The sequence below is a fragment of the Kitasatospora sp. NPDC015121 genome, assembly GCF_055562955.1.
This window is the reverse complement of sequence record NZ_JBVHEH010000013.1, coordinates 185,332-197,993: the sequence shown is the minus strand read 5'-3', so window position 1 is coordinate 197,993 and position 12,662 is coordinate 185,332. Positions and strand designations below refer to the sequence as shown.

The 12,662-nt window shown below is 75.6% G+C and carries 14 protein-coding genes; 10 read left to right on the top strand and 4 right to left on the bottom strand.

The window, feature by feature from the left end; genetic code table 11:
* Positions 1–27 precede the first annotated feature (27 nt).
* A complete protein-coding gene (locus tag ACZ3J7_RS21075) occupies positions 28–1,548 on the bottom strand; it encodes a DUF2252 domain-containing protein (RefSeq protein WP_465623203.1) in 1,521 nt (506 codons plus the stop codon).
* 415 nt (positions 1,549–1,963) lie between these two features.
* On the opposite strand from ACZ3J7_RS21075, the gene ACZ3J7_RS21070 reads away from it, so the two are divergent.
* A complete protein-coding gene (locus ACZ3J7_RS21070) occupies positions 1,964–2,815 on the top strand; it encodes an SDR family NAD(P)-dependent oxidoreductase (RefSeq protein ID WP_465623200.1) in 852 nt (283 codons plus the stop codon).
* Positions 2,816–3,253: 438 nt separating this feature from the next.
* Here ACZ3J7_RS21070 and ACZ3J7_RS21065 read toward each other — a convergent pair whose 3' ends face one another.
* Complete coding sequence (locus tag ACZ3J7_RS21065) at positions 3,254–3,853, bottom strand: GNAT family N-acetyltransferase (protein ID WP_465623198.1); 600 nt, start codon at positions 3,851–3,853, stop codon at positions 3,254–3,256.
* Positions 3,854–3,929: 76 nt separating this feature from the next.
* Here ACZ3J7_RS21065 and ACZ3J7_RS21060 point away from each other — a divergent pair, with 76 nt between their 5' ends.
* The 6 genes from ACZ3J7_RS21060 to ACZ3J7_RS21035 all read left to right on the top strand — a co-directional run bounded on the left by ACZ3J7_RS21060 (position 3,930) and on the right by ACZ3J7_RS21035 (position 7,614).
* Positions 3,930–4,331: a pyridoxamine 5'-phosphate oxidase family protein gene (locus tag ACZ3J7_RS21060; RefSeq protein WP_465623195.1), complete on the top strand. Its 402-nt coding sequence runs from the start codon at positions 3,930–3,932 to the stop codon at positions 4,329–4,331.
* Positions 4,332–4,449: 118 nt separating this feature from the next.
* Positions 4,450–5,187, top strand: coding sequence for a hypothetical protein (locus ACZ3J7_RS21055; protein WP_465623192.1), 738 nt, complete (start codon positions 4,450–4,452; stop codon positions 5,185–5,187).
* A complete protein-coding gene (locus tag ACZ3J7_RS21050) occupies positions 5,184–5,552 on the top strand; it encodes a winged helix-turn-helix domain-containing protein (RefSeq protein WP_465623190.1) in 369 nt (122 codons plus the stop codon). The genes ACZ3J7_RS21055 and ACZ3J7_RS21050 overlap by 4 nt, the downstream gene beginning before the upstream one ends.
* Before the next feature lie 210 nt (positions 5,553–5,762).
* The gene (locus ACZ3J7_RS21045; protein ID WP_465623189.1) at positions 5,763–5,999 is read left to right on the top strand and encodes a hypothetical protein; all 237 of its coding nucleotides are present in this window, start codon (positions 5,763–5,765) and stop codon (positions 5,997–5,999) included.
* Positions 5,996–6,517 carry a Clp protease N-terminal domain-containing protein gene (locus ACZ3J7_RS21040; RefSeq protein ID WP_465623187.1) on the top strand — a complete coding sequence of 174 codons (522 nt, stop codon included), beginning with the start codon at positions 5,996–5,998 and terminating at the stop codon, positions 6,515–6,517. Before ACZ3J7_RS21045 ends, ACZ3J7_RS21040 begins: the two co-directional genes overlap by 4 nt.
* A gap of 26 nt (positions 6,518–6,543) precedes the next feature.
* The gene (locus tag ACZ3J7_RS21035) at positions 6,544–7,614 is read left to right on the top strand and encodes a serine hydrolase domain-containing protein (protein ID WP_465623184.1); all 1,071 of its coding nucleotides are present in this window, start codon (positions 6,544–6,546) and stop codon (positions 7,612–7,614) included.
* A 14-nt stretch (positions 7,615–7,628) separates the two neighbouring features.
* Here the strand turns inward: ACZ3J7_RS21035 and ACZ3J7_RS21030 are convergent, their stop codons facing one another.
* Together ACZ3J7_RS21030 and ACZ3J7_RS21025 are read right to left on the bottom strand one after the other, a co-directional pair.
* Entirely contained in the window at positions 7,629–8,405 is a 777-nt protein-coding gene (locus ACZ3J7_RS21030) for a methyltransferase domain-containing protein (protein WP_465623182.1), read from the bottom strand.
* A gap of 186 nt (positions 8,406–8,591) precedes the next feature.
* The gene (locus tag ACZ3J7_RS21025) at positions 8,592–10,208 is read right to left on the bottom strand and encodes an ADP-ribosyltransferase domain-containing protein (protein WP_465623180.1); all 1,617 of its coding nucleotides are present in this window, start codon (positions 10,206–10,208) and stop codon (positions 8,592–8,594) included.
* A 196-nt stretch (positions 10,209–10,404) separates the two neighbouring features.
* Between ACZ3J7_RS21025 and ACZ3J7_RS21020 the strand changes: the two genes are divergently transcribed.
* The 3 genes from ACZ3J7_RS21020 to ACZ3J7_RS21010 all read left to right on the top strand — a co-directional run bounded on the left by ACZ3J7_RS21020 (position 10,405) and on the right by ACZ3J7_RS21010 (position 12,606).
* Positions 10,405–11,046 carry a hypothetical protein gene (locus tag ACZ3J7_RS21020; RefSeq protein WP_465623178.1) on the top strand — a complete coding sequence of 214 codons (642 nt, stop codon included), beginning with the start codon at positions 10,405–10,407 and terminating at the stop codon, positions 11,044–11,046.
* Positions 11,047–11,206: 160 nt separating this feature from the next.
* Positions 11,207–11,890 carry a macro domain-containing protein gene (locus tag ACZ3J7_RS21015; protein ID WP_465623176.1) on the top strand — a complete coding sequence of 228 codons (684 nt, stop codon included), beginning with the start codon at positions 11,207–11,209 and terminating at the stop codon, positions 11,888–11,890.
* Between the two features lie 80 nt (positions 11,891–11,970).
* Positions 11,971–12,606 (top strand): hypothetical protein, encoded by a 636-nt coding sequence (locus ACZ3J7_RS21010; RefSeq protein ID WP_465623174.1) that lies wholly within the window; start codon positions 11,971–11,973, stop codon positions 12,604–12,606.
* Positions 12,607–12,662: the final 56 nt, after the last annotated feature.

Sequence of the window (12,662 nt, the reverse complement as noted above, 5' to 3'; positions counted from 1 at the left end):
GGTCCCGTCGCACCGGCCTGGCGGGATTCAGGCCCCGGGTGCGGGCTCCGCGGCGAGCCGGCCGGTGCGGACCGCGGTGACCAGCGCCGCGTGGTCGGCCTCCGACTGGTCGGCGTACGCGACCGCGAACCGGGCGATCGCGTCGTCCAGGCGCTCGTCCTTGCCGCAGTAGCCGGCGATCAGCGCCGCGTCCGCGGTGTGGGCGTGCGCGCGGGCGAGCAGCGCGCCGGTCAGCCGGCCGTAGTCGTCGAGCTGCGCCGGGCTCAGCGCGGCCGGGTCGACACTTCCCTTGCGGTTGCGGAACTGACGTACCTGGTAAGGGAGTCCGGCGACGCTGGTCCAGCCCATCAGCGGGTCGGAGACCACCTGCATGCGCTTCTGCCCGAGCACCACCCGGCGCCCCTCGTGGCCGTCCTCGGCCGGCACCGGGAACCCGGCCCGCACCAGGTGCGGGAGCAGCACCGAGGCCCGGGCCTCCTTCACCTGCAGCACCAGCGGCCCGCCCCTGCGGTCGGTCAGCAGCACCACGTACGAGCGGGTGCCGACACTGCCCGTGCCGACCACCCGGAACGCCACGTCCTGCACCCGGAACCGGGCCAGCAGCGGGTGCAGCTCCGCCGGGACGGTGTGCCGGTAGGACGCCAACGCGCCCGCCACCAGCTCAGCCTGACGGTCCGTCACCTCACTGAGGATCGGCGGCGCCGCGACGAAGCGCCAACCCCCGTCCTCGGTGCGGACGGTGGAGCGCGCCGCGAACTTCGCCCCGGTGTTGCGCAGCGCCTTCGCCGAGACCGCCGCCAGCACCCCGCTCAGCTCGTGCGCCCCCGCGAACTCCACCAACTGGTGGTCCGCGATGGCGTCCCAGGCGTTCCAGGCGTCCAGCGCCGGGAGCTTCGCCAGCTGCCGCACCGTCCGCCGGTACGTCGCCACCGCGTCGAACGCCGCCTGCCGACAGGCCACTTCGTCCGCGCCGGCCTGCCGGCCCGCCAGCACCAGGCTGGCCGCCAGCCGCTTGAGGTCCCACTCCCACGGACCCGAGACGGTCTCGTCGAAGTCGTTCAGGTCCAGCGCCAGCCGGCCCCTGGCGTCCCCGTACAGGCCGAAGTTGGCAGCGTGCGCGTCCCCGCACAGCTGCGCCGCCACACCGCTGACCGGGGTGGTCGCCAGGTCGTGCGCCATCAGGCCCGCCGAACCGCGCAGGAACGCGAACGGCGAGGCCGCCATCCGGCCCACCCGCAGCGGCACCAGGTGCGGCAGCCGGCCCGCGTTCGCGGACTCCACCGCCGCGACCACCTCCGGGCGGGACGCCGAGAGCACCAGCCGCTCGTGCGACTCCAGCGGCACCCGCTCGCGCAGCAGCTTGCCGCGCCGCTTCGGGCCGTCCGTCGACGCGAGCCCCTCCAGCTCCAGCAACGCCACCGACGGGCGGGCCGGCGCCGCGGACGCGTCCCCCGCGAACCCGTCGACCGCGAACTCCCGTGACAGCGGCGGCAGTCCAGCCGCCCCAGCCGCCTCCGGACCATCCGCCCAGACCTCGACCGCCGACACCCGCTGCTCCCTCCGACCAGGGCGGGGGCCGCCCCCACCAGCGGTGACGCTACCCGCCCCGGTCGCGACGGACGCGGCCGGGGCGGACCGGGCCGGGAGCCGGGCCGGGACCGGCCACCCGGAGAGCCCCCGGGGAGCCCCCGGAGGGCGGTCGGGCAGCGGCCGGTCGGTGGCCGGTCGGCGTCCGGGCAGTAGCCGGGGGCCGCCCCGGCGCCGACCGGCCACCGGAGAAAACACGCTGTTCACAGGCGCGTCGCAATGTTTCGGCCCGGCCGCAAACCCGTTCGGGACGGCCCTGCCGGACTAGGGTTTCCCACGTCGCCGGCACCCGGCCGGCGGCGGTCCGCGCCCGCCCCTGCCCGCTTCCGGGCGCCGCCCGCGCGCGACCGGTCACGCGTCCCCGGAGGTCCTCCCCGTGAGCAACGCCCCCACCGTCCTGATCACCGGCACCTCGTCCGGCATCGGCCTGGCCGCCGCGATCGCCGCCGCCTCGGCGGGCCTGCGGGTGGTCGCCACCCTGCGCGACACCGCGAAGGCGGGCCCGCTGCTCGCGGCCGCCGAGGCGGCCGGCGTCACCGAACTCGTCCGGGTGAAGCGGCTCGACGTCACCGACCCGGCCTCGATAGCCGCCGCCGTCGACGAAGTGCTCGCCGAGGACGGCCGGTTGGACGCGGTGGTGCACAACGCCGGTGCGGGCGCGATCGGTACGGTCGAGCAGGCCGGCACCGAGCTGTTCCGCCAGGCGCTGGAGGTGAACTTCCTCGGCGTCGTCGAACTCACCCGGGTCGCGCTGCCGCACCTGCGGGCGTCCGGCGGGCGGCTGGTCGCGGTCAGCAGCGTCGGCGGCGTGGTCGGCCAGCCGTTCAACGAGGCCTACTGCGCCTCGAAGTTCGCCCTGGAGGGCTTCCTGGAGTCGCTCGCCCCGGTCGCGGCCACCACCGGCGTCACCGTCACGGTCGTCGAACCCGGCCCGGTGGCCAGCGAGTTCGTCGCCAACCTGCAACTCGACGTGCCCGCCCTGCTGGCCGCCGCCGGACCGTACGAGCCCGCCCTGAAGGGCTACCTCGCCACCACCCTGGCCGTGTTCGAGGACGCGCAGAGCTCCGCCGAGGCCGCCGCGACGGTCGTGCACGCGCTGACCGCCGAACAGGTCCCGTTCCGGCTGCAGACCTCCGAGCTCGCCACCGGCTTCGTCGCCGCCAAGCTCGCCGACACCGACGGCTCCACCGTCCAGGCCCTCACCTCGTCCTGGCTCGACGCGTCCTGACCCTCCTCCGCACCCGCCGCCGGTCGGCTGGCGGGTGCTCTGACCGGGGGCAGGTGCGCCGGGTCGGCTGTTCCGGTGGTCGGACGCGTGGTGACGTCCGTCTGGTTGTCGGGGGTGTGGTGGCAGAGCCTGTCCCCGTGCGCAGGTCGACCGACCAGGAGGGGCGGGAGCTGCGGCAGATCGTGCGGCGGGGTGGTACCGGTTCGGTGCGGCTCCGGCGCGCGCTGGCGCCGCCGGCCCCGGCCGGCGGGAACCGGGTGCCGGTGGTCGATCCAGAGGCTCGCCGCCCACCCGGGGAAAGCCCACGGCTGCTACTCGGTCGGCGACGACACCCGGTGGGGCGTCGACCGGCGCACGAGGGGGAGCCGACAACACCCCGGCCGCCCCGGTCGATCCGCGCCACCGGCGAGAGCCGCGGGACGGCCCGGAGTCCGTTCCCTACCCTCTCGCCAGGCGATCGGTCAGGTCGGCCTTCGCCGCCGTCCACCCGTCTCGAAGCATGGCGTAGACGAGAAGGTCGCGGCGGGTTCCGTCCGGCTTGAGCAGTCCCCCCGCCTGACGCTCGTGCAGCTGGGCCCCGATCCGTTCGACGGCTTCCCGGGAGCGGAAGTTGTCCGCATCGACGCGCCAGACGACGCGTTCGAAACCGAGGGTCTCGAACGCGTGGGTCATCGTCAGCAGCTTGGTTTCCGAGTTCGCCGCCGTGTGCCACCACGCCCTGCCGAACCAGGTGCCTCCGATCTCCACGCGACCGTCCCACCGGTGCCAGCCGCGCAGATTCGTGGTGCCGATCGCCGTGCCCCGGTCCCGGCTGACCACCGCGAACGCGACGCGCCTCCCGGCATCGACCTCTTCGAGACGCCTGGAGACGATCCCGCGCAGCTCCTCCTCGTCGGCCGGGGTCGGCGCACTCAACCAGCGCCAGACGTCCTCGTCACGGCCGCCGACTCGGAACAGGTCGGGAACGTGCCGCAGCGCCAGCGGCTCCAGCCGGACACGACGGCCTTCAAGGACGGTCGGCAGGGGTGCGGACGGCATGGCCCCGAGGCTACTCAGTCCGCGAGCCCAAGCGCACCCCGGCGAACCTGCCCGGTCAGAGCACTAGCATGCGGCCATGGCACACGACATCCACCACCTCGACCCGGCCTACCTCGCGTTCTGGCGCGAGTACCAGCTGTGCACCCTCACCACGCTGCGCCCCGACGGCACCCCGCACGTCGTCCCGGTCGGTGCGACCTTCGACCCGGAGACCGGCATCGCCCGGGTGATCAGCAGCCGGGAGAGCCGCAAGGTCCGCAACGTGCTCGCCGCCGGCGAGGCCGGGCAGCGGGTCGCGCTCTGCCAGGTCGACCGGGCCCGCTGGGCCACCCTGGAGGGGCGGGCGGTGATCCGCGAGGACGCCGCCTCGGTCGCGGACGCCGAGCGGCGCTACGCCGAGCGCTACCGGCAGCCGAGGGAGAACCCCGAGCGGGTGGTGATCGAGATCACCGTGCTCCGCGCCCTCGGCCGGGCCTGACGGTCCACGGGGGAGCGCGGCAGGTCAGGGGGCGGGCGCCCGGGGCGTCCGCCCTTTCGCGTGCCCGCGTTCCGTCAACTCTCTTGTGGCAACTGGTCTGTGATGCAAAGCTGACTGCATGACAGACGCCTCGGTGCCGCTGCCCGGCACCCCTCGTGAAGTCCTTTCCGGCCTCGGCGAGTTGACCAGGCGGGTACGGGTCGTCCAGCGCGACGCGTGGATCCCGCTGCTGCTGTTCGGCCTGCTCACCCTGGGCGCGGTCGCGGTCGGCCGGCTGACCTTCCGGCAGCAGGCCGTCCCCTGCCCCGGCGGCCCGGGCGCCCCCGGCGAGACCTGCACCGCGATGCACCAGGGCTCGCCCGCCTACTGGACGGTCGGCCTGCTCGCCGCGTACGCCGCCACCGCCTGGTGGTACCTGCGCCGCTCCCGGCGGCGCGGCGTCGGCACCCCCGTGCGCCCGTACGTGCTGGTCGGGGTCGCGGCCGTCGCCGCGCTCGCCGCCACCACCTGGTGGGGCGCCGCCCAGCCCGCCCCCGGTGCCGACCTGCGGTTCTGGGGCCTGCACCTGACCGCGAACACGACCGGCACCCTGCTGCTCCAGCACTTCCTCGGCGGCGCCGCCGCGATCGGCGTCCCGCTGCTGGTGCTGGCCAGGATCGAACGCAACGGGCCGCTGGCCCTGTTCGCCCTCGGCTACCTGCTGCTCGAACTGCTGCCCGCCACCTCCGGCTGGTGGGGCGCGGCCGGCCCCTGGTCCGGTACGGCCCGGTACGGCGTCCCCGCGCTCTACCTGCTGGCCGGCGCGCTGCTGTTCGCCCGCGCCTCCCGGCACACCCGCGCACGGGCCGCCGCGTGACCCCGGCCGAGGCGCCCGCCGAAGCGCCCGCCGAGGCGCCGGAACAGGGCGGGCACCCCGCCAAGGCCCTCGACGACACCGTCCACCAGCGCGTCCGCCTGGGCATCCTCACCGTCGCCCACCAGGCCCGCCGAGCCGAGTTCGGCTTCCTGCGCACCACCCTCGACCTGACCGCCGGCAACCTCGGCCAGCACCTCACCGTCCTGGAGAAGGCCGGCCTGGTCGCCATCGAGAAGGGCTACGAGGGCCGCCGCCCCCGCACCTGGGTCACCCTCACCCCGGCCGGCGAACGGGCCCTGCGCGAGGAGGTCGCCCAGCTCAAGCGCCTGATCCGGCAGATCGAGGCCGCGACCGACACCCCCTGACCCGCGCCCACCACCCCTCGTCCGCCCCGCCGTCCGGTGCCCTCGGCTCGCCGACGGACGCGGAAGCGGCGGCCACCGGAGCGGTGGAGGCCGCCTCGGAGGCGGAACCGTGCGAACCGCTCGGCGCACCCCGCCCGCCGGCCCCTCCGCCCGCGAGGGTTTCGGCAACCTGGGTTGACTAACCGCGATCGGTCAACCTAGGTTGCTTCCATGCCGCTCGACGACACCCCCCTCCCGCCGGACCCGGCCGACAGCCTGGCGGCCGTAGCCGCCCTGCGCCGGCTCGCCGACCGGCTGGAGGACGCCGCCGTCGAACAGGCCATGCGGGCCGGCTGGAGCTGGCCGCAGGTCTCCGAGGCGCTGGGCGTCACCCGGCAGGCCGTCCACAAGAAGCACGCCAAGCGGCTGATCGAGGGCGGCGTCACACTGAGGAGGCGCGGCCGATGAGCGCGTTCGACCGGTACCTGCAAGGGCTGTTGGACCTGGCCGCGGCCGAGGCGCGCTCGGACGGATCGGCCACCGTCGACGCCCACCACCTGCTGCTCGCCCTCGCCACCGCGCCCGACCGCGCAACCGACGAACACGCCGACGCCGACGAGGCCTTCGCCGACGACGCCGCCCGCCGGGTGCTGGCCGCCGCCGGGCTCGACCGCGCCGCCGTACGCGCCGCGCTCGACCGGGAGTTCGCGCACAGCCTGCGCGCCGTGGGCGTCCGCCCGGACGCCCACCGCCTGCCCCCGCCCACCCCGGGCACCGAGCGGCCCCGACTGGGCGCCTCCACCCGGCTCGCCCTCGAACGCGGCTTCGGCACCGCCCCCAAGCGGGACCAGACCTCGGCCCACCTGCTGCTCGGCATCCTGGGCGCCGAGGTCGGCACCGTCCCGCGCGCCCTCGCGCTGGCCGGCGTCGACCGCGCGCACCTGGCCGGACGGGCCCGGGAGGCCGTCGAACGCCGGCAGGCCTGACCGCAACCGACCAGGGAGAAGACACCATGCGGCACTGCGACGACACCGACCGGCCGGAACTGCGGCGGCTCCTCGACCGGGCCGTCACCCTGGGCGGCGTCCCCGGCGTGGTGATCGAGGTCCGCGACCGCGGCCGGGTCTGGCGGGCCACCGCCGGAGTCGCGGACACCGCCACCGGCCGGGAGCGCACCGCCGCGGACCGGTTCCGGATCGGCAGCATCACCAAGGCCTTCGTCGCCACCGTCGTCCTGCAACTGGCCGCCGAGGGCCGGATCGGCCTGGACGACCCGGTGACCGGCCGACTCCCGCTCCCCGAAGCCGAACCGGCCGCCGGGGCGACCGTCCGGGAACTGCTCAACCACACCAGCGGCGTCCCCAACCACACCGACGACCCGGCCGCCCTGAACGCCCACACCGCCCACCCGCCCACCACGCTGCTGCGGGTCGCCGCGGCCCGGCCGCGCGCCTTCGCCCCGGGCACCGGCTGGGCGTACTCGAACACCAACTACGTGCTGGCCGGCCTGCTGGTCGAACACCTCACCGGCCGCACCCTGGCCGCCGAGATCGACCGGCGGATCAGCCGCCCGCTCGGCCTCACCGGCACCCACCTGCCGTCCGCCGCCGACCACGGCCTGCCCGAGCCGCACGCCCGCCACTACACCAAACTGTTCCGCACCGACCCGGACGCGCCCGTCCTGGACGCCACCGAACTCGACCCCGCCCCGTTCTGGGCCTCCGGCGACATGGTCTCCACCGTCACCGACCTGAACCGCTTCCTCGCCGCCCTGCTCACCGGCCGCCTCCTGCCGCCCGCCCGGCAGCGCGACCTGCTGCTCACCGTCCCCACCCGCGACTGGCTCCCCGGCGCCGCCTACGGCCTCGGCGTCTGCGCCCTCCCCTCGCCCGACGGCACCACCACCCACTGGGGCATGGGCGGTGCCACCATCGGCTCCTGGACGTACGCCTTCGCCACCCCCGACGGCGCCCGCCTGCTCGCCGTCAACACCAACGCCGACTGGACCGACCCGGCCGGCGGCTGGGCCGACCCGATCGGCCTGTTCACCGACCTGCTCGGCCCGGCCCTCGACCGGTCCTGAGACGGCGGGGGCCTTCAGGCCCGGGCGGTCACCACGTGGAAGGTCACGGTGGCCAGGAAGGTGCCGGTGGCCAGGTGGGTCAGCCAGCGGTCGGCGTCGGCGGGGGAGAAGTAGCCGGCCGCGACCGCGCGGTGGGTGACGCGTTGCAGGCCCAGGACCCGGTCGGCCGCGGCGACCTCGCGGAAGACCGGGGTGAGCGGGTGGACGTCCAGCACGTCGAGGCCCGCCCCGGCGGCCAGGCGCGGGAGTTGGCTGCCGATCCGGGCGTTGCGCACCGCCTGGTCGGTGACGTACCGGGTGTACGCGGCGGTCAGCGCGCCGTCCGGGTGGTCGACGGTCAGCGTGCCCCAGTCCGGCTCGCCCAGCACCAGCAGGCCGCCCGGGCGCAGCACCCGGCGGGCCTCGCGCAGCGCCAGCGCCGGATCGGCGACGTGCTGCAGCACCCGGTCGGTCCGGGCCCGGTCGCAGCCGCCGTCCGCCAGCGGCAGCTCGTGCAGGTCGCCCAGCCGGACGTCCACCTGCAGCAGGTGGGCGGTCCGCTCGGCGGCGGCGTCCACCGCCTCCCGGTCGTGGTCCACGCCCAGCACGCTGCCCACCGGGCCGACCGCCTGGGCCAGCGCCGGCAGGTCGGTGCCGGGGCCGCAGCCCAGGTCGACCACCGTCTGCCCGGGCTCGACCGCCAGCGCCGCCAGCATCACCGCTTTGTACTCCCGGCCGAGTTCGGAGACGGCCAGCCGGTCCAGGTAGGCGATCGGATCGGGCGGCACGGACTCGAACACACGGGAGGTCATGACCGGCAGTCAACCAAACCAGCCCCCGGCAGGGAAGATCCCGGCATATCCCGGGGGCCACGACAAGGGGCGCACGCCGGACCCGACGGCGCACTCCCACCCGGCGCGGACGACCGCCCCGGGGGCCCGGACGCGACGGTGCGCCCCCGGCCGGGACCGCGCCGCCGCTGCCGGGGGCCGCGACGGTCAGGACACCAGCGGCCCGTCCGCCGACTCGGTGAGCGTCACCGTGCACAGCCCGCCGCGCTCGGCGACCACGTCCGTCACGGTCAGCCGGGTGCCCGGCAGCAGGATGTACTCCTCCTCGTCGGTGAACGCCGAGAACTCCCGGATGCCCACCGCCCGGGCCGGCCGCACCTCGAACAGCGTCCGCTTCCCCCGGCCGCCCAGGAAGGCGCGGGCCACCGCCGGACGCGAGGTGCACGAGGAGACGCCCCACCAGGTCACCGTCCGCCCCAGCGGGTATTGGGCCCGCAGGTCCAGCGCCACGCCCCGCCACAGCGGCTCCGGGCGCACCGGCAGCCGGCCCACCGCGTCGAACAGCAGCCGCAGGTACGGCAGGTAGGGGGCCAGCCGGGCCCGGTCCGGGTGGCGCAGCGCCGCGTTCAGCTCCCGGTAGAACGCCGACTCGCAGGTGTACAGGTGCAGCGCCGCCACGCCCTCGGCGTCCAGCACGCCGCCCGCCGGGGCGTCCGCGTGCCGCTTGCCGAACTCGTGCGCCGAGCCGACGTGCCGCTCCAGGCCGCTCAGCAGCGCCGCGACCGGCTCCACCGCCTCCCGGAAGCCCATCCGCTCCAGGTCGAACACGCCGGTGACCGGCGGGAGTTCGAGGCCCTCGTCCTTCACCGAGGCGAGCCGCTCCAGGTACAGCTGGTGCAGCTCCATGGTGGAGGAGATGAACGCGCCCATCCGGGAGGCGGTGCCCGCGTCGGTGCGGCCCTCGGCCTCCGCCGAGGCCTGCCAGCCCGCGCTGGGCAGCCAGTCCACCGGGTCCGCGCCCAGGCCCTCCAGCGCCGCGTTCACCGTCGCGAAGTGCTCGCCGTCGCAGAAGACGTCGCCCTGCGCCGCCGGGTTGGGGTGGTCGATGTGCCGCACCCGCACGTCCGGGTACTTCCGCTCCAGCCGCTGCACCAGCGACTTCAGCGACCGCGCGTGCGCGCCCCACCAGGCGAACACCACGCCGCGGTCCTCCTCCGGCCCGTCCTGCTTGGCCCGCAGCACCTCCTCCACGATCCGCTCCGCCACCGGCTTCCAGAACGCGGTGTGCGCCGCCGGGGAGGTCGAACCGTCGCTGCTCGCGGTCAGCGCCGCGTTCAGCAGCAGCACGCCCTGGGTCAGCATCGCCTGGAACCACTCCGGCGGCTGCACCGTGCCGTGCTGCGCGAGCAGCGCCCGCAGGTCGGCGATCGGCGTCTTCTTCGGGATCCCGTACTTCCACATCGCCGCCGCCTTGATGATGCAGCGGATGCTCACCACCCGGCCGAACTGGCTGTCCTTCCAGTCGTGGAAGGTGTTGTCGAACATCGCGATGCCCGTCGCGCTCTCCGGCCGCGGGTACGGGTTCTGTCCGAACACCACCACCTTCCACTTGCCGGGCGGGTTCGGCTTCAGCGCCTGGAACGTCAACTCCCGTATCGGCACCACGTCCTGCGGCCGGCCCGGACCGATGAACGCCGCCGCGTCCGGCCGCGCCGCGATCACCGGGCCCAGCACCGGGAACCAGTCCTCGCCACCGCCCCCGAACAGCTCGGCGAGCGCCAGCGGGTCGGCCGGGGAGGCGGCGGACGAGGGGGAATCGGTCATGGCGGGCTCCAGGCGGTCGGGGAGGCGAACGGGTGCCACGCTAGGCACCGCCACCGACACCGGTACGGCCACCGGCACCGGCACGGCAATCGGCACAGCCGCCGGCATCGGCACGGCAACCGCCACCGACGGACGGGAACGCCCGGCGCCGGAAACCGGGGGCGGGGCGGGCGGGAGGTGTGCCAGGCTCTGCCGGGTGATCGTCATCCAACCCGTCCTCGAGGTCTACGCCCCCGACGGCTTCGCGCTCTGGCCCGTCGCCGCGTGGGAGCCGTTCGCCTACCTGGCCCTCGACGGCGGCCTCGACCCCGCCGAGGTCGGGATCGCGATCATGCGCATCGCCCAGTGCAACGACCTCGACCCCGATCCCGCGCACGGCGACGACCGCCCGACCCGGCCGGCCGACCCGACCGACTCCTTCCTGCACGGACTGCTGACCTTCGACACCCTCTTCGCCGCCGGCGGCCTGCGCGTCACGGACACCGCCACCGGGACCACCCTCCTGCCCGGCTGCTGCTGCGGGCTGGGCGAATGGCGGGACTGGTACGCGGTCGTCGACGGCGGCGCGGCCACGTTCGGCCACGAACCCGACGCGCGCGCCGAACTCGTCGGCAGCACCGCCCGGTTGACCGTCGACGGCGAGCTGAGCGACAGCCCCGTGATCGAGCTGCCCGTCACCGAACTCCACCGCCTGCTGGCCGGCGTGGAACGCGACCTCGCCGACTTCCACGAGCTGGCGGCCGACTGGATCGCCCGCCACCTCCCGGAGCGGGCCGCCCGCGTCACCGCGGCCGTCGCCGACGCCCTGGACCTGCCCCGGCCGGGCGCGACGCGGTAGCCGTCGCCGCCCGGGCGTCCGGCCCGGCGCCGACGCGTGCCGGCCCGGCGCCGACGCGTGCCGGCCCGGCGGAGCACCGGGCCGGCGGAGCGGCGCTGTCGGTGCCCGCCGATAGCGTCGGAACCGACAACGAGCCCCCGGCCGAACGGAGTTCGCCCGCATGACCGTCAAGCACGCCCCCCAGCCGCTGCGCGTGGTGCTGACCGACCTCAACACCGAGGTGGTGGCCGCCTGGCGCACCGCGTTCGCCGGCACCCCGGGCGTGGAGGTCCGCACCGGCTCGATCCTCGACGTCGACGCCGACGCCTGGGTCAGCCCCACCAACTCCCGCGGCCGGATGGACGGCGGCCTCGACGCGGTGATCAAGCGCCACCTCGGCGCGGGCATCCAACTGCGCGTCCAGCGCGCCATCCGGGACGGCCACGGCGGCGACCTGAAGGTCGGCAGCGCCGTGTGCGTGCCCTCCGGCGCCGCCGTCCCCCGCTTCCTGATCTCCACCCCCACCATGCGCACCTCCCGGCAGGACGTCAGCCAGACCCTGAACGTCGCCCTCGCCTGCGCCGCCGCCTTCCAGGCCGTCCACCGGCAGAACGCCGCCACCCCCGGCAGCATCGCCTCCGTCGCCCTGGTCGGCCTCGGCGCCCAGACCGGCCAGGTCCCGGCCCAGGTCTGCGCCAACCTGATGTGGACCGGCCACTCGCTGTTCCAGGACCACGAGTTCACCGACGACGACGAACTGCGCAGCACCGTCACCGACCAGCTCACCGACCTGCTCGCCGCCCCCGCCGACCGTCCCGTCCGCCTCGCCGTCCCCACCCGCACCGGCCGCGCCGCCCGCCACTGACAAGCGAACCACCCTTCCCCGCAAGGGGATTGGGCCGGGCCCGGAACGGACATCCTCCCCGGGGGAGTCAGGGGGCCGGCATGGGCGTGTGGCAGACCGTCAGTCTGGTGTTCATCCCGGTGCTGGCCGGGTGGTCCGCGCTGCGGGTCCTCGCCCGACAGGGGCAGCGCCTCCTGGACTACTTCTCCGCGCTGCTCTGGTCGGGCGCCGCGATCGGTCTCGGCCTCGGCGACGGACCCGGCTGGCTGCTGGTCGCCGGCTGCGCCACCCTGGCCGCGACCCTGCTGGCCCACCTGCTGGTGGCCGCCGCCCGCCGGATGAACCAGCCGCTGCGCGAGGTCGACCCCGCCGCGTTCCGCGCCCGCCTGCTGGAGATCTGCACCGCCGACACCTCCCCGCAGGGCTTCCTGGCCGGCGTCGGCCCCGACGGCACCATCACCGTCTGGGGCCTGGAGGAGGCCGGCGTCCCGCGCGACCGCCACCACCCGGGCGGCACCTGCGGCAGCTGCCTGCTGGAGGACCTCGTCACCGAACTCGCCGTCAACGGCGAGGAGGTCGTCGCCCGCTACCGCACCCTGCTGCGCCGCCGCGCCAACCAGCTCTTCCTGCTGCGCCGGGGCGTCATCTCCGGCGACTGGGAGGCCGAACTCCGCCCCGTCCAGGGCTTCAACTCCCCGTACGAGTACGCCCCCTGCCAGGTGCACCGGCGCGGCTAGGAGCATGTCCCGGCAACCGGCCGGGTGGCAGGGGTGCCGAGGCCGGTTGCCGTTGC

Excerpts from the sequence above, each read along its gene's own strand:
- ACZ3J7_RS21040 (WP_465623187.1), top strand. The coding sequence starts at position 5,996 with ATGAGCGCGTTCGACCGGTACCTGCAAGGGCTGTTGGACCTGGCCGCG.
- ACZ3J7_RS21055 (WP_465623192.1), top strand. The coding sequence starts at position 4,450 with ATGACAGACGCCTCGGTGCCGCTGCCCGGCACCCCTCGTGAAGTCCTT.
- ACZ3J7_RS21060 (WP_465623195.1), top strand. The coding sequence starts at position 3,930 with ATGGCACACGACATCCACCACCTCGACCCGGCCTACCTCGCGTTCTGG.
- ACZ3J7_RS21010 (WP_465623174.1), top strand. The coding sequence starts at position 11,971 with ATGGGCGTGTGGCAGACCGTCAGTCTGGTGTTCATCCCGGTGCTGGCC.
- ACZ3J7_RS21065 (WP_465623198.1), bottom strand. The coding sequence starts at position 3,853 with ATGCCGTCCGCACCCCTGCCGACCGTCCTTGAAGGCCGTCGTGTCCGG.
- ACZ3J7_RS21045 (WP_465623189.1), top strand. The coding sequence starts at position 5,763 with ATGCCGCTCGACGACACCCCCCTCCCGCCGGACCCGGCCGACAGCCTG.
- ACZ3J7_RS21030 (WP_465623182.1), bottom strand. The coding sequence starts at position 8,405 with ATGACCTCCCGTGTGTTCGAGTCCGTGCCGCCCGATCCGATCGCCTAC.
- ACZ3J7_RS21015 (WP_465623176.1), top strand. The coding sequence starts at position 11,207 with ATGACCGTCAAGCACGCCCCCCAGCCGCTGCGCGTGGTGCTGACCGAC.
- ACZ3J7_RS21025 (WP_465623180.1), bottom strand. The coding sequence starts at position 10,208 with ATGACCGATTCCCCCTCGTCCGCCGCCTCCCCGGCCGACCCGCTGGCG.
- ACZ3J7_RS21035 (WP_465623184.1), top strand. The coding sequence starts at position 6,544 with ATGCGGCACTGCGACGACACCGACCGGCCGGAACTGCGGCGGCTCCTC.